26 protein-coding genes are annotated in these 26,592 nt (G+C 58.6%); 18 read left to right on the forward strand and 8 right to left on the reverse strand.

The annotated features are described in order from the left end of the window. Positions 1-173 precede the first annotated feature (173 nt). From VK574_RS21830 to VK574_RS21845, 4 genes are all read left to right on the forward strand, one after another. On the forward strand, positions 174-2,117 hold the full coding sequence (locus tag VK574_RS21830) for an aryl-sulfate sulfotransferase (protein ID WP_472802000.1): 1,944 nt from the start codon (positions 174-176) through the stop codon (positions 2,115-2,117). Positions 2,118-2,260: 143 nt separating this feature from the next. Continuing rightward, the gene (locus tag VK574_RS21835; RefSeq protein WP_472802001.1) at positions 2,261-3,331 is read left to right on the forward strand and encodes a type III polyketide synthase; all 1,071 of its coding nucleotides are present in this window, start codon (positions 2,261-2,263) and stop codon (positions 3,329-3,331) included. After that, positions 3,321-4,046 (forward strand): methyltransferase domain-containing protein, encoded by a 726-nt coding sequence (locus VK574_RS21840; RefSeq protein ID WP_472802002.1) that lies wholly within the window; start codon positions 3,321-3,323, stop codon positions 4,044-4,046. The genes VK574_RS21835 and VK574_RS21840 overlap by 11 nt, the downstream gene beginning before the upstream one ends. After that, positions 4,043-5,215, forward strand: a complete 1,173-nt coding sequence (locus tag VK574_RS21845; protein ID WP_472802003.1) for an NAD(P)/FAD-dependent oxidoreductase — start codon at positions 4,043-4,045, stop codon at positions 5,213-5,215. Before VK574_RS21840 ends, VK574_RS21845 begins: the two co-directional genes overlap by 4 nt. Before the next feature lie 129 nt (positions 5,216-5,344). Here VK574_RS21845 and VK574_RS21850 read toward each other — a convergent pair whose 3' ends face one another. The 5 genes from VK574_RS21850 to VK574_RS21870 form a co-directional block, all read right to left on the reverse strand. Further along, a complete protein-coding gene (locus VK574_RS21850; protein WP_472802004.1) occupies positions 5,345-6,538 on the reverse strand; it encodes a GW dipeptide domain-containing protein in 1,194 nt (397 codons plus the stop codon). Between the two features lie 106 nt (positions 6,539-6,644). After that, positions 6,645-7,826, reverse strand: coding sequence for a lactonase family protein (locus VK574_RS21855; protein ID WP_472802005.1), 1,182 nt, complete (start codon positions 7,824-7,826; stop codon positions 6,645-6,647). Between the two features lie 399 nt (positions 7,827-8,225). Beyond that, positions 8,226-8,894, reverse strand: coding sequence for a hypothetical protein (locus VK574_RS21860; protein WP_472802006.1), 669 nt, complete (start codon positions 8,892-8,894; stop codon positions 8,226-8,228). 247 nt (positions 8,895-9,141) lie between these two features. Then, positions 9,142-10,077: an ornithine cyclodeaminase family protein gene (locus tag VK574_RS21865; protein ID WP_472802007.1), complete on the reverse strand. Its 936-nt coding sequence runs from the start codon at positions 10,075-10,077 to the stop codon at positions 9,142-9,144. Between the two features lie 36 nt (positions 10,078-10,113). After that, entirely contained in the window at positions 10,114-10,557 is a 444-nt protein-coding gene (locus tag VK574_RS21870; protein WP_472802008.1) for a DUF2203 domain-containing protein, read from the reverse strand. Between the two features lie 174 nt (positions 10,558-10,731). On the opposite strand from VK574_RS21870, the gene VK574_RS21875 reads away from it, so the two are divergent. After that, positions 10,732-11,091 (forward strand): bleomycin resistance protein, encoded by a 360-nt coding sequence (locus tag VK574_RS21875; protein ID WP_472802009.1) that lies wholly within the window; start codon positions 10,732-10,734, stop codon positions 11,089-11,091. A 27-nt stretch (positions 11,092-11,118) separates the two neighbouring features. On the opposite strand, the gene nadA is transcribed toward VK574_RS21875, so the two are convergent. Continuing rightward, positions 11,119-12,252, reverse strand: coding sequence for a quinolinate synthase NadA (gene nadA / locus VK574_RS21880; protein ID WP_472802010.1), 1,134 nt, complete (start codon positions 12,250-12,252; stop codon positions 11,119-11,121). A 77-nt stretch (positions 12,253-12,329) separates the two neighbouring features. On the opposite strand from nadA, the gene VK574_RS21885 reads away from it, so the two are divergent. From VK574_RS21885 to VK574_RS21905, 5 genes are all read left to right on the forward strand, one after another. Next, positions 12,330-12,524 (forward strand): hypothetical protein, encoded by a 195-nt coding sequence (locus tag VK574_RS21885; protein WP_472802011.1) that lies wholly within the window; start codon positions 12,330-12,332, stop codon positions 12,522-12,524. 64 nt (positions 12,525-12,588) lie between these two features. Continuing rightward, the gene (locus VK574_RS21890) at positions 12,589-13,170 is read left to right on the forward strand and encodes a Sec-independent protein translocase subunit TatA/TatB (protein ID WP_472802012.1); all 582 of its coding nucleotides are present in this window, start codon (positions 12,589-12,591) and stop codon (positions 13,168-13,170) included. Next, positions 13,163-13,954 (forward strand): twin-arginine translocase subunit TatC, encoded by a 792-nt coding sequence (gene tatC, locus VK574_RS21895; protein WP_472802013.1) that lies wholly within the window; start codon positions 13,163-13,165, stop codon positions 13,952-13,954. The genes VK574_RS21890 and tatC overlap by 8 nt, the downstream gene beginning before the upstream one ends. Beyond that, a complete protein-coding gene (locus VK574_RS21900; protein WP_472802014.1) occupies positions 13,951-14,952 on the forward strand; it encodes a M28 family peptidase in 1,002 nt (333 codons plus the stop codon). Before tatC ends, VK574_RS21900 begins: the two co-directional genes overlap by 4 nt. Before the next feature lie 769 nt (positions 14,953-15,721). Next, a complete protein-coding gene (locus VK574_RS21905; RefSeq protein ID WP_472802015.1) occupies positions 15,722-16,603 on the forward strand; it encodes a TerC family protein in 882 nt (293 codons plus the stop codon). 6 nt (positions 16,604-16,609) lie between these two features. On the opposite strand, the gene nadB is transcribed toward VK574_RS21905, so the two are convergent. Next, complete coding sequence (nadB, locus tag VK574_RS21910) at positions 16,610-18,226, reverse strand: L-aspartate oxidase (RefSeq protein WP_472802016.1); 1,617 nt, start codon at positions 18,224-18,226, stop codon at positions 16,610-16,612. Positions 18,227-18,307: 81 nt separating this feature from the next. Here nadB and aroB point away from each other — a divergent pair, with 81 nt between their 5' ends. The 8 genes from aroB to VK574_RS21950 all read left to right on the forward strand — a co-directional run bounded on the left by aroB (position 18,308) and on the right by VK574_RS21950 (position 25,227). Beyond that, the gene (aroB, locus tag VK574_RS21915) at positions 18,308-19,411 is read left to right on the forward strand and encodes a 3-dehydroquinate synthase (protein WP_472802017.1); all 1,104 of its coding nucleotides are present in this window, start codon (positions 18,308-18,310) and stop codon (positions 19,409-19,411) included. Further along, positions 19,408-20,172 (forward strand): ubiquinone/menaquinone biosynthesis methyltransferase, encoded by a 765-nt coding sequence (locus VK574_RS21920; protein WP_472802018.1) that lies wholly within the window; start codon positions 19,408-19,410, stop codon positions 20,170-20,172. The genes aroB and VK574_RS21920 overlap by 4 nt, the downstream gene beginning before the upstream one ends. 8 nt (positions 20,173-20,180) lie before the next feature. After that, positions 20,181-21,623, forward strand: coding sequence for a cation diffusion facilitator family transporter (locus VK574_RS21925; RefSeq protein WP_472802019.1), 1,443 nt, complete (start codon positions 20,181-20,183; stop codon positions 21,621-21,623). 76 nt (positions 21,624-21,699) lie between these two features. Beyond that, complete coding sequence (locus VK574_RS21930) at positions 21,700-22,041, forward strand: hypothetical protein (RefSeq protein ID WP_472802020.1); 342 nt, start codon at positions 21,700-21,702, stop codon at positions 22,039-22,041. A gap of 84 nt (positions 22,042-22,125) precedes the next feature. Next, positions 22,126-22,542 carry an OsmC family protein gene (locus tag VK574_RS21935; RefSeq protein ID WP_472802021.1) on the forward strand — a complete coding sequence of 139 codons (417 nt, stop codon included), beginning with the start codon at positions 22,126-22,128 and terminating at the stop codon, positions 22,540-22,542. Next, a complete protein-coding gene (locus VK574_RS21940; protein WP_472802022.1) occupies positions 22,539-23,309 on the forward strand; it encodes a PASTA domain-containing protein in 771 nt (256 codons plus the stop codon). Before VK574_RS21935 ends, VK574_RS21940 begins: the two co-directional genes overlap by 4 nt. 42 nt (positions 23,310-23,351) lie before the next feature. Then, positions 23,352-24,689: an MFS transporter gene (locus VK574_RS21945; protein WP_472802023.1), complete on the forward strand. Its 1,338-nt coding sequence runs from the start codon at positions 23,352-23,354 to the stop codon at positions 24,687-24,689. A 40-nt stretch (positions 24,690-24,729) separates the two neighbouring features. Then, positions 24,730-25,227, forward strand: a complete 498-nt coding sequence (locus tag VK574_RS21950; RefSeq protein WP_472802024.1) for a heme-degrading domain-containing protein — start codon at positions 24,730-24,732, stop codon at positions 25,225-25,227. A gap of 20 nt (positions 25,228-25,247) precedes the next feature. On the opposite strand, the gene rsmB is transcribed toward VK574_RS21950, so the two are convergent. Continuing rightward, positions 25,248-26,588, reverse strand: coding sequence for a 16S rRNA (cytosine(967)-C(5))-methyltransferase RsmB (gene rsmB, locus VK574_RS21955; protein ID WP_472802025.1), 1,341 nt, complete (start codon positions 26,586-26,588; stop codon positions 25,248-25,250). Between the last annotated feature and the right edge of the window lie 4 nt (positions 26,589-26,592).

Here is a 26,592-nt window from a genome sequence, read left to right on the forward strand (position 1 = left end):
TGCGTTTCCAAAATTTCCCTAAGTCTCGTTCCGGCAACCAATTCTGCGCGGTCTGCGGAAAAATTCCAACCCTGCCAGGCACCCTTCTCGTGGCTGCGTCCGTCAATAGCTTCAGCACTGGTTCCGTTGTATTTGACTGAGACTTCCCCGCCTTTATAGGTTGTGAGTGGCTGATGAGAACTTCCCCAACGTTCGGCCGCAATCAACTGTGCTGCCAGAGCGCAGTCTTGCGACAGGTTGAGCGACGGTGGCTGTTCTCACCCGCTCACCTTCTCGTCTTTTGTCTTGCCCCTCTCTTATCCGGTTGTGGCTACTTCATCAACCCGAACGCAGTTATCCCCAGCGGACCCGGCACTCCCATCCAGAGAGGGTCTGTCACGATTTCCCCGACATATGTCGCACTTTCGCCGGGACAAAAATTCCAATTCACCGCGACCGCAGCGGGAGGCGGCACCATTGAGTGGCTCGTCAACAGTGTCGTTGGCGGAATTCCGGCAACGGGCCAGGTCGATACCGCGGGCAACTACACCGCACCGGCCGTGATCACGCAGACTGAAAACATCTCGGTCACGGCTGCGCTTGCCTCTTCACCGCAGCAGAATTTTGCGACCGCCATCGCCGCCATCGTTCCCGCTGGCCAGGTAGCGTGCCCCGACGCGACCGGAAGTCCGCTTGTGGCGGCATACACCATGAGTCTCCCCTCATCCGGCAAGGTGTCAGTTGAATTCGGGAAGACCACCGACTATGGCCTGAACACCTGGCAGGTCCCGAGCGGCGCCAGCGGCGGCCCGGTAAAAGTGCTGGTTGCCGGAATGATGGGCAAGACTCTCTATCACATGCGGGCAAAGGTCGCGCTCGATAACGGCGCGACCTACAACGATGCTGACCACACCTGCACCACCGGAACGCCGCCGCCGACCCCGGCCGTCCAGATTTCCTCTCCCAATGGCGGAACGCCTCAACCGGGCGTCGAGATTTGGAATACGGTGATCCCGTCAAACGTGATCCAGGCCTATGCCACGGATCTGCAGGGCAACATCATTTGGTCGTATCTCTACCAGGGCTCGACTGTCGATCTGATCCAGGGCATTCAGCTTCTGCCCGACGGGAACATGCTGATGCTCATTTCATACCTTTCCTCAACCACAGTGAACGGGACACTGGGCTTGGTCAATGACGTTCGCGAAGTCGACCTCGCCGGAAACATGGTTCGCGAGATCACCATGGACACGCTGAACCAGAAACTCGCTTCGTCCAATCTGCGCGATGCAGGCGGAAATGTCTACGCCTTCAAGAGTTTTCATCACAGCGTGATCGCATTGCCCAACGGCCACTGGGTGATGCTGGCCGCATATAACAAGACCTACACCAACCTTCCAGGCCAACCGGCAACGACATCGGTGATTGGCGACGCCATTATCGATGTGGACGCAAATGGCAATCCCGACTGGGTGTGGAACACCTTCGATCATCTCGACGTCAACCGGCATCCCATGAACTTCCCTGACTGGACTCACTCGAACGACATGGTCTATTCGAGCGACGACCACAATCTGCTGCTGTCAATCCGCCACCAGAACTGGATCATCAAGATCAATTTCCTCGACGGCACGGGCTCCGGCAATGTGATGTGGAGACTGGGTGAGGGCGGCGATTTCAAGCTCGCGGGCGGCGTTGATCCCACCGACTGGTTCTATGCGCAGCACGGTCTGAGCTTCTTTTCGTCGAATACTTCCGGCGTGTTTCGGCTAGGCTTGCTGGACAACGGCAACGACCGGATGTTTCCATCCGGGCCGGTGTTGTGCCAGCCGCTCAAGCCGCCCGTTCCGACCTGTTATTCCACAATCCCCGTGCTCGAGTTGAACGAAGGAAACATGACCGCGACGCTGGTAACGCACTACGAGCCGCCGCCGAGCTATTTCTCTTTCTTTGGAGGCAACGCGGATCTCCTGCCCAATGGGGACATCCATGCAAACTTCAGCGCCGCAGTGACGGGCGCGATCGTGCAGGAGCTGAACCCGCAGGCGACGCAGGTAATCTGGCAGGGCACCACCCCCAACGCCTACCAATTCCACGCATATCGGTGGCCCAGCCTGTATCCGGGAGTTCAGTGGTAATCCCTATTTCAGATGTTCACGGGCTGAAAACTGATCCGATTGCGAAACAATTTGCTGAAATCAGCATTACATTTCGATGACACCATCCGCCCCCCATGAATCTAAGAATGTCTAGAGCGATTATTTCGCGACCGAGGTAAAGCGTGACTTCTGCCTATATCAATCGCATCGCAACGTCGGTGCCGCCGCACGATGTGCATCGCCCATTCGTCGAGTTTGCCGAGGGCATGTTGCAGCAAGGAACCATGCGGTCGCTTTTCCGGCGCATGGTGCGAATGTCGGCGATTGAACACCGCTTCTCATTCTTGCAGGCGATCCCGGGCGACAACGGAACCTGGAGAGACTCTGAAGATCTGTATGCTACCGGACGCTTTCCGGGGACCGCCCGCCGCATGCAGACCTTTGAAAAGTTTGCGCCGCAACTGGCCGCGTGCGCATTGAACAAGCTTGGATTGACCGCCCAGGAGCGCGCGAAAATTTCGCATGTCATTGTCACGTCCTGCACCGGGCTTTATGCCCCCGGGCTCGACTATGACATTGTGGATCATCTTGGATTGAATCCCTCGGTGGAACGAACCATGATCGGCTTCATGGGCTGCTACGCCGCTATCAACGCCCTGAAATCCGCGCATCACATCGTACGATCGGTGCCCGATGCTCATGTTCTGATTTTGAATCTTGAGCTCTGCACCCTGCACATGCAGGAGACGCAGGAACTCGAGCAGTTGCTGTCATTCCTGCTCTTCGCCGATGGCTGCGCAGCTTGCCTGGTTAGTGCCAATCCCGCCGGTCTCTGCATCGACAGCTTTCGTGCCCTGCGCATTCCGGAGACCAGTCACCTGATCACCTGGAAGATTCGCGAAATGGGATTCGACATGCATCTTTCGGGACACGTGCCGGCCGAGATTTCCAAGGCCATGAAAGAAGTGGGACCCTTGATCACGCCAGGAAAGGACCCACTGGACATTGATCTCTGGGCAGTGCACCCCGGCGGAAGAACGGTACTCGATGCTGTCGAAAAAGGACTCGGTCTGCGCGAAGATTCTCTGCAACAATCGCGCGAAGTTCTCGCTTCCTTCGGCAACATGTCGTCTGCCACGGTAATGTTTGTCTTGCACAGCATCTTGAAGCAGGCGCGCTCGGGGCAGCACGGGTGCGCCATGTCGTTCGGGCCCGGCGTGACTGCGGAGACGATGCTCTTCCATGCCGCCTGATGCGCTCGACTTCAGCAAGCGCGCCGATCTGACGGAGCTGATGGACGCTCCATGCAGTCGGGAAGTGATGCAGGCCTGCCTCCGCGATCTCAGTAGAGTCAACCGCTGGTTTCTGGGGTACAGGCCCACCCTCAACTGGCTTGAGTCTCTTGAATTGCAGCGGTTTCAGACGCCGGTACGGATCTTGGACGTCGGCTGCGGATTCGGCGACACTCTTCGGCGAATTGAGACCTGGGCACGGGAGCAGAAGATCCGCGTGATGTTGACAGGTTGCGATCTCAATCCCGAATCGGTAGCAGTGGCTGCTGGCGCCACCCAAAAGACGAGCGCTATCGAGTGGGTGGCCTCCGACGTTTTCCGTTACCGAAACACGGGACCCATCGATATTGTCCTGAGCTCGCTCTTCACCCATCACCTGATCGAAAGTGATGTTGTCCGCTTTCTCCAGTGGATGGAGGAACACGCGCGCGTGGGGTGGTTCATCAACGACCTTTCCCGCGCACCGATTCCCTATCATCTCTTCAAGGCGTTCTCGCGACTGGCGGGTCTGCATCCCTTTGTCCAGCATGATGGCCCCGTTTCCTTCGCCCGCGCATTTGTGCCGGAGGACTGGCGAAACATGTGTGCCGCTGCCGGCCTTCCTGAGCGCGAAATCGTAATTGAAGGATTCACACCGGGTCGACTGTGCGTCGGGCGAAAGAAGCCGCACCGATGACCCGCGCTTCCGTAGAGAACCTCGTAATTGGCGGAGGCCTCGCAGGGTCAACGGTAGCGATGCGCCTTGCCGCCGCCGGCCGCGAGGTCCTGCTGATCGAGAAAGAGCGCGAGCCGCACCACAAAGTCTGCGGCGAATTCCTGAGCGCAGAGGCCATTCATTATCTGCGCCAAGCCGGAATCGAGCCCCTCGATCACGGCGCTCATACCATCCAGCGCGTGCGATTCCATTCCGGCGCGAGGACCGTTGAAGCGCGTCTTCCATTCACCGCACTGTCCCTGTCCCGGCGCATTCTGGACGAATCGCTACTCGTCAAGGCACAGGAGGCGGGATGCACAGTGCGCCGCGGCGCATGTGTTGACCGACTCGAAGCGTCCGATGGCGGCTGGTCCGTTCGCCTTCGCGGAGGAGAGGCGATCCAGGCCGCGACCATCTTTCTCGCAACCGGAAAACATGACGTGAATGCATGGGAACGCAGCGGAGCGACCCAGGCAGACCTTGTCGGTTTCAAAATGCACTGGCGCCTGGCTCCGGCGCAATCCGAGATTCTTCGCGGAACCATGGAGCTGTTTCTGTTTCGCAGCGGCTACGGCGGTCTTGCGATGGTCGAGGATGGAACAGCTAATCTATGCCTCGTAGTGCGTCGAAAAACATTGCGCCTCCTCGGCGGCTGGGAAGAGTTGTTGCAATCCATGCAGAACGAATTGCCAGCCCTTCACGAGCGACTGACAAGCGCCGCGCCACGCTGGCAGAAACCGCTGGCAATCTCTCCGATTCCCTACGGCCATCTTGGCGGCCCTGCAAATGGCATATGGCGGGTGGGGGATCAAGCGGCTGTGATCCCCTCGTTTACCGGCGATGGGATGTCGATCGCGCTGCACACCGGCGTTCTCGCAGCGGAGATGTATCTCGACGGCAGGAGCCCGGGCGATTACTTACTCCGTGTGACCGATCAGCTTCGAACGGGCATGTGGTTTGCATCGGGGCTTTCGCGAGCGATGGTAACTCCCTTGGCTCGGACCATTGCTCCCGTCCTGCTGTCGCTGATTCCCGGGACGATGAGCCGGATCGCGCTTTCGACGCGTATCCCCAACCGTGCCCTGCTAACGACACGAATTGCAGCGGCCGTGCACATAGTTCAACAACCCGCACCCATCGCGCAACGCTAATTCTCCCGCGTTGTCATTCCGACCGACCAACGGGAGTGGAGGAACCTGCAGTTGCTTTTTTTGCCGCACTGCTATCAACGTCATCGTTCTGCAAGTGCCGAGATCAACGCCGAAGTTTTGCGCACCAACCTACCGGCGCCTCTTCTTCCCCGCCGCGCCCGATTTTGATTTTTCTCCCGGCACATGCGATGTAGGGATCGCGGCCATGTCGGGGCCAATCCGGCGCACCAGGTTATCGCGCATCACGTAGGTGATGGTTCGCGGATTTACAGGCTTGGTGATTCCCGTATCTGGATCGACGGACACATTGGGGGAGCCCGAAATTCGAAAGCTGAACACAGGTTCAGTGCCACTCTGCCCCGGCTGGGTCAAGACCTTCACCGGCAGAAATCCCTGGATTGGACGGACTCGGAAGGCCGTCTCATACCGGTGATGCTTCACGCTCCACGTGAAAACGCGGATCTGGTCGAAATCGAAAGGCAATCCTGACTTCGGTGGACTCAGCGCGGTTACATATTCCGGAACCTGGTGATTGGGAACGTCTGCCTCGGCATCGTTCACGTGGGTCAGGACGTAAGCGCCCACGATGCGCTGGCCTTCAGCATATTGGCCGATCTCATCGGGCACATCGACATCCACGCGGCTCGACAGCAGCCAGCCGGTGCGCCCCTGGCCGTCGCGAATCAGCCACCAGTCTTCCATGGGGACTTCGGGCTCTTCCGCCTTCGCGACATCCCCCAAATCGCGCGCGTTCGCCGGCGTCGACGATCCGGATTTGGCTGCCGGTGCTTGCTTCGAAGTTGAACCAGATTTGAGCGCGTTCGCAGGAGGGCGAACGGGATGTTTCTTGGGCTCGATCGGTTCGCCGGGTGCTGCTTTCGGCACCGAGGCACGCACCAGCAGTTGCACCTTGTCATTCTCGGGCAGCAGATAGAAACGGTCGGTATTGCGGCCGGGACTAATGTGCAGATAGATATCGTCCCGCAGCATTCCCGTCGCGACCACCGGATCCTGTTTGTGTTCTGTTCCCATATGCGCAAACGCGTCATAGGCCTTGGAATCAATCACGGCGCGCTCTTCAATCCAGCCGATTTCGTTCTTGTCGGTCTTGACGCGGAGAAACCGGCGACCGTGTTCCAGGACTTCGAGCTGCTGCCCATTGACAACTTCTCCCACACGGTTCGATACGGCGGCTACGCGGTCTTTAAGGTACATCTGTCTGGCGGAGACGTAGACCGTCTCATGCGCCTGGCGATGTAACCGGCCGCATCCCGAGGTCAGCAGAAGAGAAACACACACGACCAGCGCGGAAATTCTTGCCACAGCGCAACGGACAGATGAGACGGAGGGATTTGGCAATCGAATGAACACAGCCAGGAGGATCTATCTGAGGATACCAGCAATGCTCGTTCGCGCGACAGGCGACCCATCAATGAAGGGCTGCAACAGCGCCGGCCTGCACCGGATCTGTCCCCGTCGCATTGGAGATCACAGGGTCAAGATTGCCTGCCTTGGTGGCGTCGAAGTTGTACCCGATCAGGTCGGGACTGCCGCCGAAGTCTGCGGCGAAAACGAACGTGTGTGTACTGTCTTCCACAAGTGCCTGGGGATTGGCGCCCGTAGCGAAGCCGCTGCTTAATGCCGTCAGGGTGAGCGCGCTGTTCGCACTCGTAATCGAGAATCCCGCGATGACTCCAGTTGCGCCGCTGCTGGTCTGCTTGCTCACCACATACACGAAATCACCGGTGGAAAGCGGCAGGATGGAAGAGGGGGCGAGCCCGCCAATCGCAAACGGCGAGCCTGTGATTTCCTTCACCGTGCTGAAGTTGAAAGCCCGCAAACCGCCGGTGTTCGATCCCGAGGTTGCCACCGTTTCTCCGATATAAAACAGCCGGGGCGCCGTGGAACCCGTAACAACCGGATCGAAGGCAACGGAAAGCGCGGCGCCGTTCGCGTTCTTGACGTTGATGGTTCCCACAGTTCCGAAAGGGTTGGCGTTGTTGGGATTGAAGGGGACTGTAGCCGTGCCGGCTGAGCCTATGGCTGCCAGGACGAATGTGTTGTCCGGAGAGATTGCAACCTGCTCGAGCGTCGTCGATGGCAGCACTACGGTTTGTTCAGTGTTCGAGGCCAGCAACCCGGTAGACGCACTCACGTGGATTGCAAATAAGTTGGAAGCTCCAGAAACACCTTCCACGAGCCACGTGCTGGTGGAATCCACCTGCATGCTTGTTGCAGGATCCGATGAGATGGGCTGGCCTGAATTCCCAATGGTCAGCTGCCCCGTCGAAGTGTCGATGTTGTACACGAAGATGCCGCCCAATGTGCTGACGTAGAGAGAGGCGTCATTCGGCGCAACCGCGATGGCGATCGGAGCAGCAGAGAGCGTGTACGGGCTTCCAGGCAGAGTCGTCAGCTTTCCGGCGTTGACGAAGAGACCGACCATCTGGCTCGTCGCGACATTCAGGACATAGATGTCGCCGCTGCTGAGAGTTGTCGTCCCCGTTCCACCACCACCGCCGCCTGTACTTGGCAACGCATCAAAAAAACCTTTGCAGCCTGTCAGGCAAAATGCCGCCACCGCCAGACCTGCCCAATAACGAGTCCTCATGGCCGTCACTCCAAAACCGGGGTTGCCCTATGCCGTTCTAAGGTTAACCTTTCCCGGCGCATCTGTCCCATTTCAGCTTAGGACAGAGTGGTCTTATTTTCCCATCTGCCAGCAAGGACGCGGGAAAAGGCTAATTCGCTCAGCCGATCCTCTGTTCCAGCCGAAAGCCGCTCCGGTTTCCATTTTTCAATGAAAGAATGTGCCTCAGTCGCGTCGAGCATAACGCCGATAACGTGGATGACGGAAGAGGATGCACACAGAAATCACCAACACTTCTGTGGCATCTTTTTGCGATGCGGATAAGACTTAGAGTGCTCAGGAAACTTCGGCCGGAGGGTCAACCCTCCAGCCGAAACTTTGGGACACTGTCATCAAAAACCTCGCAGGAATTGGGTTGGATCAGTTTCCTGTTTGCTGACCATTGTCCTGTTCTGCAATTGCGAGGGCCAGTTCGCTTCCCGCTGCGAGCTTTACAACGCTATGCTTCTTCGCGACCAAGACGCCAGAGTTCGCGTCGGCAATTTCGCTGTGCAGATCTGCGCCTGACGTTGCGTTAATTTCATCAACTGTGAGAATCTTCTCCGTCCATTCGTTTGCCTCCTCTTCACCCGGCGCCACGGCATACCCTTGAGCAGTTTGGCTCTGCGGACCCCACACGCCGACGATGGTTGCCTTCACCGGAATGGTCTCTCCGTTCTTCAGATGCGCTTGTGTAATGTTCAATGCGAACCTTGATGTTCCATCGGCTTGCACGTTGTTCGTTGCGACAGTGCCGGCAAGTTGCGTACCGCGAGGTAATTTGGGGCCGTTCTCAAGCTGGACACTTTCGCTAAGGCTCGCGATGAATGACGCGCCAGGCTGAGCGTGTTTCGAGTCGAGTTTGTTTATCAGATAAGCGCGCGCAGGCACCATTCGCGCCGCTTGCTGTGCTGCGAGATCGTCGGACTGACTAACTGAGTCTTGCGCGGATTGTGAATTCACAGTGCTCTGGGCATACGTGAGCCTGGGCAAAAGCAGTGCAATCGACAATGCTGCAACGGGGAAAGAGATGAGTCCAGTATTCTTCAACGTAGTTACTCCAATGTTTGAGTTCAATCGCGCTCTGCAAAAACAATATGCAGAGTCGGCTTACATACGATTAGACGAAATGGGCCAGGGCGGGATTCATGTTTCGAAGAAAGAGACATAGGTCGTTTTATCTCATCAATTCCTGGATGTCATCGCGGCAGCGCGGATAGAGCACGCTTATAGAAAGCGAGGCACTTCTCTTCTCCAAGAGATAACCCGCATGCAATCGATACCATAACTCGATCAGTTAGTGGTTTGCGCTCGTCTGTTGCGATTGCCACACGATACGCGCCGCGGTGATGTCTTCAATAGCCATTCCAACCGACTTGAAGACGATGCGCTGATCGCGTGGAATCTTTGCAGTTGAAGGGTCCGCAAGAATCTCTCCAATTTCAGCCCGGACCTTCGCACCCGAGAGGATCACATCGCCGGATTCCCGTTCGACGCACGATCTGCCTTCCGCAACGACATAGCTGGAAAGCATGGCTTCATCATCGAGTTCGCGCACACTCGCACCACTGGCGCCAACAGCAAGCACGAGCGCATTCGGCTTCAGCCACTTCCCCTGCAATACAGGCACAGGCGAAGTTGTAGCCGTTAGCACCACGTCGGCAGCAGCAGCCTCCTCGACGGGGACTGCGCGCGCACCCATCTCTTCCGCGAGACGCGTTGCATTCGAAGCCTTGCGGCTCGCGATGCGAATCTCACACATCTCCGGCCACACATGCCCGAGCGCGGCAATATGCGCTCGGGCCTGCACACCCGAGCCGATGATGCCAAAGCTTGTGGGCGCGGACTCAAAATGCAGCAGTGCAATGCCCGCAAACGCCGCCGCAGACACCGCCGCCGTGCGCATCTCCGTGATCAGCCGGCCATCCATCAGCGCCAGCGGCTCTCCGGTCTCGCGTCGAATGAGCTCGACGATCGCCATGTGTGTGTGAAGGCCCAGTTCATCGTTACCCGCATAGAACGTAACAGTCTTGACGCCCATCACGTCACCCGCAACGACAGGCATGACGCCGAACCAGCCATTGCGATGGCCTTCCGCATTGCCTGCGCGAAGAATCATGCGCGGCGGCTGATTCACGCGGCCCGCGGAGTAGTCGATGAGCGCCTCGCGGATCGCCGGAATCAGGGCTTCATAGGTAAGAACTGCGCGAACCTCTTGCTCGGAAACGTACATAGAGGCTGCCAGTTTACAGCGCCGGCAAGGCGCAATTCAGTTTGGGCGGTTGTTGCTTGAGTTCGATCGGCGCCGGAAACGCTCATCCACGGGCTTGCGCCCCTTGAAACCGTCCTCAACCGTATGCCAGTGCTCGATTGCCGTCTCCCCCATGCGCCAGCAGAGCAGCACCACTTGGTCATCGACACGGCAGGGGAAATCGAGCAGGCCCGTTTCGACATCCTTCACCTGCACGCCGATCGAATCGATCTCGGCAATGCTCTCGCGTACTCGCTGCAGGTGATCTTCCATCTCAGTGCGCTGCCTCCCTACCTCCGCTACATTTACGCGCATGCCTCCGGCCAGGTAGATCCGCCGTCCCAGCTCGGCAATCTGCGCTTCAATCTCCTGCGCGGCACGCTTGCCCTCAATGGCGCGCTTCAACAACGACTCCATCAGGGGCAATAGCGATTGCGCTTCGTCTATGGTGAAAGTTTTCAATAGAGTTTCCTAGGTTAAGGATACGACGGACGCGCTGGCTCGACCAGCATCTTCGGTAACCGGACTAGTCACTTTCGTCGCATCTTAAATAGCATCAAAAAATTGTGCCCCCAGTCCTGTGCGACTGCTACCCTGATCTCCCTGCTAATGCTACCGTCCGACGGAGAATCCATCATGGCCAAACTCACCCGCCTTGCACCGGAACTGCCTTCCGCAAACCTCGACGACGCCCTCACCTACTATGAACGGAAACTTGGATTCGAAGTCGTCATGCGATTACCTGAAAATGAATATGCCATCGTTGAGCGCGATGGCGTAGCAATTCACTTGTTCGCAAACTCAGTGACAAAGCCCACCGCGGTGGGTGTTCATATTTTCACCCCGGACCTCGATCAACTCTTTGCCGAATTGCAAGCCACAGGCGCGACCATCACGCAAAAAATTGAGCAAAAGCCATGGGGCAATCGCGATTTCAGAGTGCGCGACGAGTTCGGCAACGAATTGAAATTCACCGAACCGCGCGAGAACGCATGAGCGTAGCGGCCTGAGGTAGAGATCTGCTCAGCCGATCTCAAGCATCCGATCAAGCGCGACGCGGGCCCACCCCTTCACGCCAGCACGCACCTTGATGCGATTCACAACGCGGCCTTCAACCAGGTTTTCCAGCGCCCACGCCAGGTGCTGCGGGCTGATGCGATACATCGTCGTGCAAAGGCAGCCATGATCGTCGAGACTCAGAATGCGCTTGCCCTCCGCCGCAAATCGCCGTGCGAGTCGATTCACCAGGTGGATCTCGGTTCCAACCGCGAACGTCGTGCCCGTTGGAGCCTCCTCGACAATCTTGATCAGCCCTTCCGTCGACCCCATCGCGTCCGCCTTCTGGCAAACCTCCCAGCGGCACTCCGGATGCACGATCACCTTGACGCCCGGATGCTTGGCGCGAATCTCGTCCACGTGGCTCGGCAGAAATCGCTGATGAACCGAACAGTGTCCCTTCCAAAGCAGAATCCTGCTGTCGGCGAGCGTCGATGCCGACTGCCCACCCTGCAGCCCCCACGGATCCCACACCGCCATCTGCTCCAGCTTGATCCCCATCGCAAAGCCCGTATTGCGCCCCAGGTGCTGATCCGGCAGAAACAGGATGCGCTTCCCGCGCGCAAATGCCCACTCAAAGGCCGCCCGGCAATTGGATGAAGTACACACCAGTCCGCCACGCTCGCCGCAAAAAGCCTTGATCGCCGCTGTCGAATTCATGTAGGTAATGGGCACAATCTCGTCCGAAAGATGAAAGTGCGTGAGCACTTCCCAGCAGGCTTCCACCTGCGATATCTCCGCCATGTCCGCCATCGAGCAGCCGGCGTTCAGGTCCGGCAAAATCACCTGCTGATTGTCGCGCCCAAGCACGTCGGCGCTCTCCGCCATAAAATGCACACCGCAAAACACGATGTAGTTCGCGTCCGTCTCGGCAGCAACCTTCGACAGCTTGTAGCTGTCACCCGTAAAGTCGGCGAAGCGAATCACCTCGTCGCGCTGGTAGTGGTGGCCCAGCAGAATGGTGGTCGCGCCAAGTCGTTCGCGAGCCTTCGCGATCCGTTCATCCATGGTGTGGTCGGGAAGAGCCAGGTAGTTTTCCAGGCTGCAGGAATTGCCAGTCTCCGGCGCCGCCGCCGTTTCTTCGTCAATAATCAGATTCACCTTGGTCCGCCTTCAGTCCGCCCGGCTCAATAGCGCCAGCGAACGGGGATGTTGAAAGCAATCAGCGGCTGCAGCGGATGCGCATTCTCTGCGAACTTGCCCGGCAATTTCCACCAGACCTGCTCCGCAGCGACCCACCCACGGGGATGTTGCAGCCCTCTACTCAATGGATGCGCCCGGTCTCCGGCGGACTCACAATTCAGCCCGCGCTGGGCGCTACCATCGCCTACGATTTTACCAAAGCTGCATCCATGCGCAGCCGTGTCGCGTAAAAGGGATGACGCCAAACGGCGGATGTTTGTGAGTACCGTGCACATACAGTTATCATTGGCCTTCATGAGCGCATACCCTCCAATCCTGCTGGGCACCGTGTCGATGGTGGACTCCCTCATCCTCATGGTGATGGCGCTCGTGGTGTTTGGGCCCAGACGCCTGCCCCAGATCGGCCGCCAGATCGGCAAGCTCATGTACGAGTTCCGCAAAGCCTCCAACGACTTCAAGTTCCAGATGGAAGAGGAGTTACGCAACTCCGAGGAGGCCGAACGCCGCAAGAAGGAAGAGGAACGTCAACGCTCCCTGGCCGCTCTTGCAGCAACAGAACAGGCTTCGGTTTCGGCCGATCCGCCCGCAAAGTCACTTGAGCTGCCGTCTTCGACCGCCGGCTCTGAACCCGTGCTCAGCCCAACGGATACATCGGACCCAGGCGCAAGCATCGACTCCGCCCCCCGCATCATGCCGCCTTCCACTGGCGAGACAGTTGCAGCCGCGCGCCCTAACCACGTATCAGAACCGTCAGCGGAAACGCCGCCAGCCCCCTCCCCGGCAATACCGCCTCCGCCGGAAACAAGTCCTGTTGAATCGAAAACCCTCCTCAACCAATCAGCCGACCCCGCCGAGGCTCTGAACCAGCATGGTTGATGCCACCGAAGCCATCGGCAAGGCGCGCGCCGCCGTCTCCGAGCGCGCCGAACTCCCCGGCATGAGCCTGATGGAGCACCTCGACGAGCTCCGCAAGCGCATCGTCCACTCCGCACTTTACCTCGCCGCCGGATTCATAGTGGCATGGATCTTCAAGGATGTGCTGCTCAACTTGCTCCAGAGGCCCCTCCTGAAGATCGGCAAAAACCTGGTATTTACCCATCCCATGGATGCGCTCAACCTGTATCTGCAGGTTGCGCTGCTGGCCGGGGCCATCTTCGCAAGCCCTTTCATTCTCTTTCAGGTTTGGCTATTTATCGCGCCCGGTCTCTACCAGAAAGAAAAACGCTTTGTCTGGCCCTTCATGCTGGCCACAGTGGGACTGTTCATGGCTGGCGCGAGTTTTGGCTACTTTTACGTTCTGCCCGGCGCCATGGAGATCCTCATCGTTAAGATGGGGCACAACTTCACGCCCATGATCACCATTGAGGACTACAGCAGCTTCTTTCTGTCCATCATCCTCGGCCTCGGTATCAGCTTCGAGTTGCCGATTCTGATCTTCTTCCTCGCCATGTTCGGCATCGTCAGCCCCAGGTTCCTTTGGAAGAACATCCGCTACGCCATTCTCGCCGTCTTTATCGTGGCTGCTGTCATCTGCCCCAGCCCTGATCCGTGGACGATGTGCATCTACGCCATCCCCATGCTCGCGCTCTACCTTATCGGCATCGGTGTTGCATGGTGGGTCCATCCCTCGCGCAGAAAGGCCAAAGAGGCCGCGGTATGACCCCATCGCTCTGGAAGCGCATCGCGATCAGACCCTGGGTGCCCCCGGTCTCGCTTCTGACCGGGGTCCCCGGCGACAGGTCTTCGTCGCTGGGGTGGTTGAGACCGGGGAAAGCGAAGATCTGGCAATGGATCGCAGCCCTCTCCATCCTCTTCATCCCCAGCACCCTCCCCGCCCAGCAACACTTCAACGGCGGTAACGCCTACGAATACGCGCGTACCTTCGCCGCCATCGGTCCACGCTGGCCCACCGGCCCCGGCCACGTGAAGGCTGAGCAGTTCCTCAAAGCCCATTTCCAGCACGATCAGCTTGAAGAAGACACCTTCACCGCCAACACCCCCATCGGCCCGGTCATCATGCACAACTTCATCGTGCGCTTTCCCGGCAAAAAAGATGGAGTCATCGTCCTCGGCTCCCACTACGAAACCAACTACCCCCTGCGCAACATCAACTTCGTCGGCGCCAACGACGGAGCAGCAACGTCCGCCTTGCTGATGGCAATCGCCGACGAATTGCGCGGCAAAAAACTTGAAGGCTACTCGGTGTGGCTGGCCTTCTTCGACGGCGAAGAGGCCATCGAACACTGGTCCGCATCCGACTCCACCTATGGCAGCCGTCACCTCGCAGCCAAATGGAGCGGCGATGGAACCGCGCACCGCATCAAGGCCTTCCTGCTCGCCGACATGATCGGCGACAAGGATCTCGACATCCAGCGCGAAACCCGCTCCACCGGCTGGCTAGTCGATCTGGTGCGCCAGGCCGCAAAAAAATTCGGCGATGAGCGTTACTTCTTCCAGAAGGAAGAAGCAGTAGATGACGATCATCTTCCATTTGTCGATCGCGGCGTACCCTCCATCGACGTGATCGATCTCGACTACGGCCCCAACAACAGCTACCACCACACCGTGCAAGACACCATCGACAAAGTCAGCGCCCGCAGCCTCGCCATCGACGGCGACGTCTTCATGGAAACCATCCGCCTCATCAATCAGCGGTAAAACCAGCGGTTGATCCTTACACTTGTGCGTTTCCTATCGCAAGCGGCGCAGCCGACCCTTCGCGAACTAAACAAGCCTGTCATTCCGACCGACCCACAGCGCAGCGAAGGGGAGTGGAGGAACCTGCAGTTGCTTTTGACGCCCTGTGTGAAAGCAACAATCTCCATCCGTCTCCGACAAACTCCATCCGTCATACTGAGCAACCGCAGGCAGTCGAAGGACCTGCTTTTCTTCATCCCCAATGCAGTATCATCCTGAACGCAGCGTCTTGGGGGCCCCGCGAACGCAAGCGCTCGTGGGGTAAGCGGAGCGAAGGACCTGCTTCTCCCAACCAAATGGCGAATGGCCCACCCTTGGCTCACCTTCACCCTTGGGTGCCCCATCCTTGCGTAGCAAGGGTGGGAAAGCACAATGAACTTGAATCGAGATCTCTCCCCAGGAAAGGCTGAATCCGTGCAGCTTCAAGTCGTTCCCTGAGCCCCGATCTCTGAGAGGCTGCAGACGGTCGGCAGCTAACTTCAATCCGCAGAAACCTCTACAGCTAACCCCCATCGACACAGATCTTTAGCGTTACCCCTCTTGGTAATCCATGAAAAAGAGCACTTATCCCAAAGAGGCCCCATAATAGGGGGGCCTGTCAAGAGCGTTCCGATCAGGGCACGATGCCCGAACAAAAACCACCGATCCCATTCTTTTGTTCTCTTGTTGTTCTCTTGGTCCCTGTTCACTGTCCACTATCCACTGACCACTGTCCTATAGCATTCAAAGAATGATCGCCGGCGCGTCCTGGGGATGGTGGCTTGGTTTTCACGGCGCAGTCCTCGTGCTGCTGCTCGTAGACGCCCTCTTGCCGGCGCATCGGAAAGATGAGCCCCGCACACAGGCGACCGCATGGATATGGACCGGCGTCCTGGTGGCCGCAACAGCAGTGTTTGCCATCTGGATCGCTCTCGGGCAAAGCCATCACAAGGCGCTAGAATTCGTTGCCGGCTATGCGATAGAGACCTCGTTAAGCGTCGACAATCTCTTCGTCTTCCTCGTCCTCTTTCGCGGATTCCGCATCAGCGAAAAGCGGCAACACACCGCCTTGCTCTGGGGAGTCGCGGGAGCAATCATCCTGCGTGCCCTGTTCATCGCCGCCGGCGTCACACTGATCCAGCGCTTCGAATGGATCACCTGGGTCTTTGGCCTGTTTCTGCTCTACGCCGCATTCAGGCTGGTCCGCGGCGGATCCGCCCACGCAGCCATTCCAGAGTGGATTCGCAAGCTGCAGCCATCCAAGGGTTCCCTGCTCCCGGTAATTCTCGCCGTCGAGGTCACTGACCTCTTGTTCGCCGTCGATTCGATTCCCGCGGTGCTGGCAGTCTCGCGTGATCCCTTCGTCGTCTACACCTCGAACATCGCCGCGATTCTCGGCCTGCGCTCGCTCTACTTTGCACTCGCCGCTCTGCTCGATCGCCTGCGCTACCTCCACTACGGCCTCGGCGCAATGCTCGCGTTTGTCGCCTTCAAGATGCTGGCATCGCACTGGCTCGAAGTCCCCATCACGATCTCGCTCGCCATCATGGGCGCGATCCTCGCAATCTGTGCTGTAGTTTCCTGGTTCGCTGGCCCCGCCGAATCCGCAACCGGCAACCATCCGTCACCCTGACCATCCTCACAAAGACTGAAATGTGACGATTCCATCCGCCGTGTAGATCGAGTGTCTCTCAGAGAGCTCATCCTTCCGCTGCGGATAGTCACTGCGGAAATGCGCTCCCCGGCTCTCTTCCCGAGCTAGTGCGGAGCACAGAATCGCCCGAGCCACGCGCGCCAATGACCGCGCCTCGAAAAGCTGCCGACTGCTCTTCCCCTGCTGCTCGAAGTAAGCGAGACCAGATTCGCATTCCGTCTGTGCGCGCAGTCCACTCTGGAGAGTTGAAGCAGAACGCAGCAGTCCGCCGTCAACCCACATCGCGCGCCGCAAAGCGCGAACATGGTCCGCAACGAGCACCGCATCCCCAGCGTCCGGCGTCACAGTCTCAGAGACATCTCCGTCCACCGCCACTAGCGGCTGCGAATCTCCAATCATCGCCTCCGCAGCCCGTGCACCGAATACCAATCCCTCCAGCAGCGAATTGGAAGCCAGTCGGTTCGCGCCATGCACGCCCGTGCAAGCAACCTCGCCCGCCGCATACAGTCCGCGCACCGTCGTCCGCCCCATCAGATCGGTTCGAATGCCGCCCATCAGGTAATGCGCAGCCGGCCGCACAGGAATCAGATCCCATGATAGCTCCAGCGAATACCGCGCCAGAAACCGGCCGATCCCCGGGAATCTCTGCCGCAGATCGATGCCCTTCACATGCCGCATATCGAGGTAAACCGCGCGCGCTTCCCCCGCTTCACCCAACCCCTCCCGCGTGATGGCCCGCGCAACCACATCGCGCGGAGCCAACTCAAGCAGCGGATGATACCGCTCCATGAACCGCTCACCACGATCGTTGCGCAGGGTTGCCCCTTCCCCGCGAAGCGCCTCCGAGATCAAAAAGCGAGGCGCGCCTTCGAGCGAAAACGCTGTCGGATGGAACTGATAAAACTCCATGTCCGCAAGCTGTGCGCCCGCTTCCAGAGCCAGCGCGAGGCCGTCACCCGTAGCAACCTCGGGATTCGTGGTATCGCTGTAAACCTGCCCAGCCCCGCCCGATGCAATCAGGACAGAGCGGGCGCTGACCCGCTTCCGTTCCTGGCTCTCACCGTCCGCAAACTTCGCTGTAGCCAGCTCCGCGCCGATCACGCGACCATCTTCCGCCAACAGCTTCGTCACCATCGTCCACTCGGCAAAACGGATGCGCGGGTGCGCATGAGCATATGCCACCAGCGACCGACTGATCTCCGCGCCGGTAGCATCGCCATTGGCATGGAGTATGCGAGGCCGCGAGTGCGCGCCTTCCCGCGTTCGCAGCAGTCTGCCGGCTTCGCTGTCAAATTGGGTGCCCCACCCAATCAGTTCGGCAACGCGCTCCGGCCCTTCGCCGACAAGCACGCGAGCCGCCGGCTCAAATACCAGCCCGTCTCCGGCCGAAACCGTGTCTTCAAAATGAAGCTTTACGTCCGCCTGATCTTCTTGGGCGGCAACGGCAATGCCGCCCTGCGCGTAGTGGGTATTCGACTCACCGAGCGATTCTTTCGTGATCACCAGCACTTCGCCGTGATTCGCCAGTTCAATAGCGGCGCGCAATCCGGCTACGCCCGCGCCCATCACCAGGTAGTCCACTGAAGACACTGGAACCATCATTTTCGAGGCTATCATTCAACACGGCATCGACGAAGCGAGACGGAGCCGATACGCGCTTCATTCCGTTAGGATGGAAACAGCGTGCAAACCATACGAGTTGACACTCCTTCGGCAAAATACGATGTGGTAACGGGCGGCGGGCTGATCGGCTCGCTCGCTCCGCGCATTCAACGCTTAGCGGGAAAACTGCCACGCCGTGTCTTTGTGCTCACATCACCGGAGATCTGGGCACTGTGGGGCAATGCGTTTCTCAAATCATTCTCCGAGCCTCCGGTCACGCTGTTCTTGCCTGCCGGCGAAAAGCACAAGACGATGCAGAGCGTTGACCGGCTGTTGCGCCAGATTGTGGCTGCGGGCGGCGACCGCGGTTCGATGTTGATCGCCTTTGGCGGCGGCATCGTTGGCGATGTCGGCGGATTTTTGGCCGCGATTTTCATGCGCGGAATCCGGTACGTTCAGGTGCCGACTACCTTTCTCGCTCAGGTCGACTCGTCCGTTGGCGGAAAAACGGGAGTCAATCTTCCCGAGGGCAAGAACCTCGTGGGCAGCTTTCACCACCCTGTTGCCGTTTTTGCGGACATCGACGTGCTCGGTACGCTGCCTGATCGCGAACTGCGCTCCGGCCTCATGGAAAGCATTAAGGCGGGAATCATTCGCGATCGCGCCCTCCTGCGCTTTATGGAAGAACACGCCGATGCGGTTCTCGGCCGCGATCCTAAGGCCCTCGAAAAGGTGATCGCCGCTTCGATGCGCATGAAAGCCTCGGTCGTAAATCGCGATGAGCGCGAAAACGGCCTGCGCATGATCCTCAATCTCGGCCACACGGTCGGCCACGCCATCGAGCAGGCAACGCGCTACAAGGCATTGCTGCATGGCGAAGCGGTGGGCTGGGGAATGATTGCCGCACTTTACGTCGCGCATCGTCGCAAGAGCATCACCGGCGCACAGGCCGCGCGTCTTGAGAACCTCATTCACCTTTACGGACCATTGCCGACGCTCAAACTTCGCCCTGCAAAATTGATTGCGGCAACTGGCGCCGACAAGAAAAACATCGGTGGCGTCCGCCGCTTCGTACTCCCGATAGGGATCGGAGACGCCGGCGTTATCGAAGATCTGGAGACCTCGGAGTTGCAGGCCGCAGTCGGCTATATGCTTTCGCAGGCCCGGGAGCCGCGCGCGCAATGACCGTGACGGGTGCCAAGCCAATGGGAGCCGAGAACGAAGCCCATGCGGCCGAGGCCGTGCAGCAGATGTTCAACGCAATCGCTCCCCGCTACGACCTGCTCAATCATGTTCTCTCAGCGAACGTCGATCGGCTTTGGTGGTCGCGAACGGCAGCAAGATTCCGCTCTGTGCTGGTCGATCCGAATGCGGCAGTGCTGGATATCTGCTGCGGCACCGGCGATTTAACGATGGCCCTGCTGAAGCACCGCGCCCCTGAGGCACGCCCGATTCTCGCTGCCGATTTTGCGCACGGCATGTTGAGCCGCGGCGCGCAGAAATTCAGCCAACCCCGGCCGAATAAGTCTTGCGCAATCGCGCTTGAGGCCGACGCGCTTCACCTCCCGCTCCGCTCCGAATCGCTCGATCTGGTTGTCACGTCATTCGGCTTCCGCAATCTGGCGAATTACGAGGCAGGCCTGCGCGAGTTTCATCGCGTACTGAAGCCCGGTGGTCAGCTAGGGATCCTCGAATTCAGCGAGCCTGGCGGTTTCATCGGAAAAATTTACGCGCTTTACTTCCGCCGCGTATTGCCTTCAATTGGGCGCATCATCTGCGGCAACGACGGTCCGTACAACTATTTGCCTGCCTCTGTTGGCGCATTCCCCCAACCACCTGAAATGCTCGCCATGATGCGAAGCTCCGGGTACTCCAGCTGCGAATGGAAACCCTACACTTTCGGGATCGCCGGGTTGTACACGGCGGTGCGCCCGACTGTAGTCTAGGAGTCGCAATGACTTCAGCCACCGAGAGCCCCGCCGCATTCAGCCCGATAGAAAGCTCGGCTTTGAAGCGGCGCGTCGCGCTGAAGTCGATGCTGGCTGCCACCTGCATGACCACGCTGAAACTGGCGGCAGGCCTCATCTCGGGCTCACTCGGCGTAATGTCCGATGCAGTTCACTCGGGACTCGACCTCGCCGGGGCCGGTATAACATTTTTTTCAGTGCGCGTTTCCGACAAGCCCGCCGACGAGGATCATACTTACGGCCATGGAAAGGTCGAAAATCTGTCGTCGTTCTTCGAAGCCGGTCTCATGGCCATTTCCTGCGTATGGATCATCTGGGCGGCAATTCAAAGAATCCGGCATAACACCTTCGAACTCCGTTATTCCCTGTGGCCCATCCTGGTATTGCTCGTCTCGATTGCTGTCGATTTTTGGCGATCGCGAGAGTTGCGCCGTGTTGCCGAGCTGACTGGATCGCCGGCGCTTGCCACGGACGCATTCCACTTCGCATCCGACATCTGGGCATCGCTCGCAGTGCTCGCCGGATTGCTCGCAACGTGGGTGGGAATCGCATTCCATGTCGACTGGTTGCGCTACGCCGACCCGGTCGCCGCCATCTTTGTATCGCTGATGATTCTTCGCATCACCACACATCTGACAAAAGAAACCATTGGCATCCTGATGGATCAAATCCCGGCAGAGACGCGTCTCCGCGTGATTCTCGAAGCCGAGGGCGTGCCCGGTGTGCTGGCGGTTGAACAGGCGCGGGTTCGACGCTCCGGACCCAACTATTTTGCCGACCTCACACTCGCTTTGCCGCGCAGCTATACCTTTGAGCACACCGGCGAACTGGTGCGCGCGGCCACCGAAGCGGTGCATCGCGCTCTTCCTACTGCCGACGTTGTGATCCATACGGTTCCGCGACAGGCGAGGGCTGAGAGCATCTTCGACCGCGTGCGTGCAGTCGCCGCCAGAAACAATGTGGCCGTGCACGATCTCAGCGTCCAATCCCTTCACGGCAAGCTGCACGTTGAGCTCCATGTGGAGCTCGACGAAAAGATGAAGCTGCTCGAAGCACACAGCTTTGTAAGCAGTCTTGAAGCGGAGATCAAGCGCGAAACTCCGGAGATCGATTCCATCCTCACGCACATCGAGAGCGAGCCCGCCACCATCGAGCAGCCGCAGGAGCTGGTGGAAGAGGACCGCAGAATCGAAAAGGCGATGCGCGATGCCGCATCCCACTATGGAGAGATTGTCGATGTGCACCAGATCATGGTGGGACGTACCGCTGAACACATCACCCTGTCCTGTCACTGCACCCTGCCTGACGACCTGTCGATGAATCGTGTACATGAATTGATCACGTCGCTCGAGGACCGATTTAAGCTCGAATGCCCCGAGGTACACCGTGTCACAATTCATCCCGAACCGGTCACGGATAACACTCGCTGAATTAAATCAATCAAGCTGCCGGCGAAACCCGGCCACCTTCTTTGCCGTCTAAACAGGCATCACTGGAGGATGACGAATGGCCAGTTTTGTCCCGGCCAGAAACAGACAGGTTTCCGGTCTGTCGACCACACTTTTTACCGCTTCATTGTTTTGCATGTTTCTGGCCGAAGCATTCCTGATTCGGAGACTATGGTTCGGACCCGCTCCAACCGATCATCCCCATCGGGGATTCGACCTGCCGTTTCTTGTCTGGATTCCAGCCTTTTGTGCCTTCGTCTTTCTGCAGATTCTTCGCCGGCAAACGAGAGAAGGCCGCATCAATCCCGCACTTGCAGACAGTCTGTGCACAGGTCTGACGTTCCTGTTGTTGGCGGCATACCTCCTCATCACACGATTCGCCCAGATTGCGTTTCGTTAACCTTCCGCCGGGTTTTGCCTGCCGAGACCCTTGCCTTGCGCCAATGCCGGATAATGGAATCAACGGCCATGGAGGGCTGCGTTCTTGATCGCTCACAGCGAGTGGAAGCAAGACGAGGTTTTTGAGGGCATCGCCGAAAACGGCAATACCATCACAATCGATGCAGATTCCGCCCACACGCACGGACCGAGCCCGATGGAAGCCGTTCTGATGGCGCTATGCGCATGCACCTCCGTCGACGTGGTCAGCATTCTCCAAAAGAAACGCCAATCCCTGACCGGACTCCGTGTAACTGCAAACGCCACGCAGGCACCTGCTCCTCCGCGGGTCTTTACGCACATCAGCCTTACCTATGCGGTTCGCGGAAAACTCAGCCGCAAAGCGGTCGAAGACGCGGTCTCGCTCTCCAAAAACAAGTACTGCTCCGTATCGAAGATGCTCGAAAAGGCGGCGACCATCGATTACCAAATCGTCTATCCCGATGGAGTACCCGAGCCATGAGCAAAGGCTTCATCATCCGATTTTTCCGCATGGCTTCTGTCGTGATGCTGCTCGTTGCCATTGCGCTTTTATCGGCAATTACAACCATGCACTTTGCGATTCATGGCGCCGAAGTCAAGATTCCCGAATTGAAAGGCATGACCGTTGCCGAGGCACGTAGCCAGGCCGCCGGAATGGGCCTGAACCTCGATGTCGACAACCGCTATTACTCGGCAGACGTTGCAGCCGGGCATATTCTTACTCAGTCGCCCTCGCCGGGTTCTGTGGTCCGTCGCGAATGGCATGTACGCGTTGCCGAGAGCCTCGGCCCACAAAAGGTAGATGTTCCTGATACGGTCGGTACCGATGCCCGGGTGGCCGCGTTGCGGTTCCGCCGCGCCGGACTTGAAGTTGGCGTTAACGCAAAGATTCCCTGGGGCAACGCGCAAGACGGCACGGTCCTCGCTCAGGATCCGCCCGCTCACTCTCAGGGAATCGCACAGCCGAGCGTCAACATCCTGGTCGCTGGTCCCGACAATGCATTGCCCGATGGGTATGTCATGCCGGACCTCACGGGAATTCCTGTCGTCTCCGCGCAGGCAATGCTGAACAAGATTGGGTTGAAGGTGGACACTCCAGCCTATGCCGACGTATCTGTTCCTTCCGTAGGCACTGGAACCGAGCAGCCGAAACCTCCGATTCCCCCTGGGGCCATCATCGCTCAGCAACCGATGGCTGGCGCACGTGTCGACCAAACGACCATCATCAAGGTCACCGCGGCGAAATAGACGGGGTCGATACCCTCGATCGAACATCCAATTCAGAGACGCATGACGCTGGATCCGCCCAACGCTCAAGAGGAGTCGACGGCTGCACCCGCCGCCCGCGATTTTTCTCACGCCTGGCGGGCGCTGCGTCATCGCAACTTCCAACTCTTCTTCGGCGGCCAGAGCATCTCGCTTATCGGCACCTGGATGACGCGCATCGCGACCTCATGGCTTGTTTACCGGCTAACGGGGTCTGCGCTACTTTTGGGCACCGTAGGCTTCGCCGGCCAGATACCGACGTTCCTGCTCGCTCCCATCGCTGGCGTCCTTGTCGATCGCATCGACCGCCGCAAAGTTCTGGTGTGGACGCAGACGCTGGCCATGGTGCAATCGCTCGCACTGGCGTGGCTGACGCTTTCGCACCGCATCACCATCGCCGAAGTGCTCGCGCTGAGCGCCATGCAGGGAGTCATTAATGCCTTCGATATGCCGGGTCGGCAATCGTTCATGGTCAAAATGGTCGAGGACCGCGCCGATCTCTCCAACGCCATCGCCATCAACTCCTCCATGGTGAATACAGCAAGACTCATCGGCCCCTCGCTGGCCGGATTGCTGATTGCTGCGACCAATGAAGGTTGGTGCTTTCTCGTCGATGGCATCAGCTACATCGCGGTGATTGTTTCTCTGTCGATGATGCAGATCACCCCAGACCAGGCTCAGCGCGCAACGACATCCATGATCGGTCAATTGAAAGAGGGCTGGACGTACGTCGCCAAATTCGCGCCCATTCGCTCCATCCTGCTGCTGTTTGCACTCTTGAGCCTGATGGGCTGGCCCTTCATGGTGCTGATGCCTGTATTCGCAGCACAGGTTCTGCACGGCGGCCCGCACACGCTCGGTTTTCTGATGGGGGCCGTTGGCGTCGGCTCCCTCATTTCCGCGTTCTCCCTGGTGATGCGCCGTTCTGTCCGCGGCCTGACCAAAATGATTCCGATTGCGGCAATGATCTTTGGCGTCGGATTAATTTCTTTCGGCTTCTCTGATTTTTTGTGGCTCTCCATGTTGATGATGCTTGTAACAGGATTCGGCATGATGCAGGGCATGACCGCCAGTAACACTATCGTGCAAACGCTTGTCGACGAAAACGTGCGCGGACGCGTGATGAGCTACTACACCATGGCCTTCGTCGGCATGGCCCCCTTCGGCAGCCTGCTCGCCGGCGCTCTCGCCCACGCCATCGGCGCGCAACGAACGGTAATCGTGAGTGGCGTGGCCTGTATCCTGGGGTCCATTTGGTTTACGACCCGCCTCAGAGCAATTCGCAAGGAAATGCGCCCCATTTACGAACGCCTGGGTATTGTGCCGCAGCGAATCCAAGCGGAAGAGGCCACTGAGAGTTGAGCTTTACGCGCTATGATGGCAACGCGAGAGGACGCAACCGATGGGCCAAAGCGAAGACCTGGAACGAATCGCGCTGCAAGAGAAAGAACTCCCATTGCCGCGTCTAGATGCCGAGACGGCGTGGAAACTTGGATCGAAGCTGCGCGCGATGGCCGCCGAACGCGACCTCGCGGTCGTGATAGACATTCGCCGATTCGGCCAGCCGCTCTTCTACGCTGCCATGGATGGCACGACACCGGACAATGTCGAGTGGGTGCGCCGCAAGAGCAACGTCGTCGCTCGCTTCCATCGCAGTTCCTACGCCGTCGGTCTGCACGAAAAGCAAAAAGGCCAGACGATCTATGAAAGTCAGGGGCTCTCCCTCGCCGACTACGCAACCCACGGAGGCTCCTTCCCGCTGAGTGTGCACGGCGCAGGGATCGTCGGCAGTGTCACCGTTTCCGGCTTGCCCATGCGTCAGGATCATGAACTGGTGATCGAAGCGCTCTGCGCACTGCTCGGTCGAGACTACGAGACGCTGAAGCTTTCGCCGGAATAGAGCCTTCCGGAACTACGGCTTCATACGGCTTTCTGAATCATCGCCACAAAGAACCCATCACTCTCAAACACGCCCGGCAGAAGCCGCAAATTGCCCTCGGGAGTGATCGCGGTAAGTAAATCCTCCGCTCCCCCGGCAGAAATCACGCCCTCCCCGCGCAACTCCTCAATCCGCGCACGAAGCGGAACCAGTCGCACATTCGAGTCTTCCGCAAGCACTGCCGCGACAACTTCTTCGTTCTCCTCCGGCTCAAGAGAACAGGTGGAATAGACAACAAATCCGCCGGGCCGGGCGGCACGCAAAGCTGAGCGAAGAATCGCACGTTGCCGTTCTGCCTGCCGTACCAGTTCCGATAGCTTCAGCCGGTGCCGAATCTCGGGATTGCGCCCCAGCGTCCCCGTGCCGCTGCAAGGCACATCGGCCAGCACAACATCGAACTCTGCCTGCTCTTCAATCGCGGCGACATCGGCGAGACGGCTTTCGACCCGCTCCCCCAACATCGCCAGCCGCTCCCGCATTTGCGCGAGTCGCTGCGGGCTCGATTCGCAGGCCACGATGTGTGCATCCGGATTTCTCTCCGCGAGAATCAACGTCTTTCCACCCGGAGCAGCGCAGCAATCGAGAATCGCCTTGCCGCGTGGCACAAGCTCCGCAACCAGTTGCGAACCCTCATCCTGAAGCCGAACGCGGCCTTCGCAAAAGGCTAAGCTAGCTGTGACATCTCCTGAAGCCATAGCGAATACATTCGTGAGAATTCGCCCCGGCTCCAACTCAATTCCAGCAGATACTAGTTCATCTCGCGTTGCTGCGCTGTCCACGCGCACCGTGAGCTTCGGTTGGCTCTGACCATAACGACAGATTCCGTAGGCCGCATCCTCACCGTAATTGGCCGTCCAGCGCGCAACCATCCAATCAGGAAATCCGCGCAGCCAGTTTTCCTCAACCGGCGCCTTGCCCTCTCGCTGCTGACGAGATGCCGCAACTTTGCGAAGCACCGCATTCACCATGCCCGAAGCAAATCGGTGACCAGCCTGCTTCGTGATCTCGACGCTCTCATCGATCGCCGCATGCGCCGGAATGCGGTCCATGTGCAGCAACTGAAATGCGCCGAGCCGCAATGCAATCAGAACTTCTACGTCAACCTTGGCATTCGGATGTTTCAGGAGAATCCGGATGCGGTGATCGAGATTGATCTGCCAGCGCAAAACGCCGAGCACGAGAGCGGTGGCTAGGTGACGATCTGCTTCGGAAAGAGCTGAGACATTCTTGCCGCGCAGCAAGTCATCCGAATGGCCTTTGCCCTTCTCGATGGCTTTCAGAACACCGTACGCAATATTGCGCGCTGGCGAGACTTCACTCATAGCC

The sequence above is a fragment of the Occallatibacter sp. genome, assembly GCF_035317045.1.
Classification (GTDB): Bacteria; Acidobacteriota; Terriglobia; order Terriglobales; family Acidobacteriaceae; genus Telmatobacter.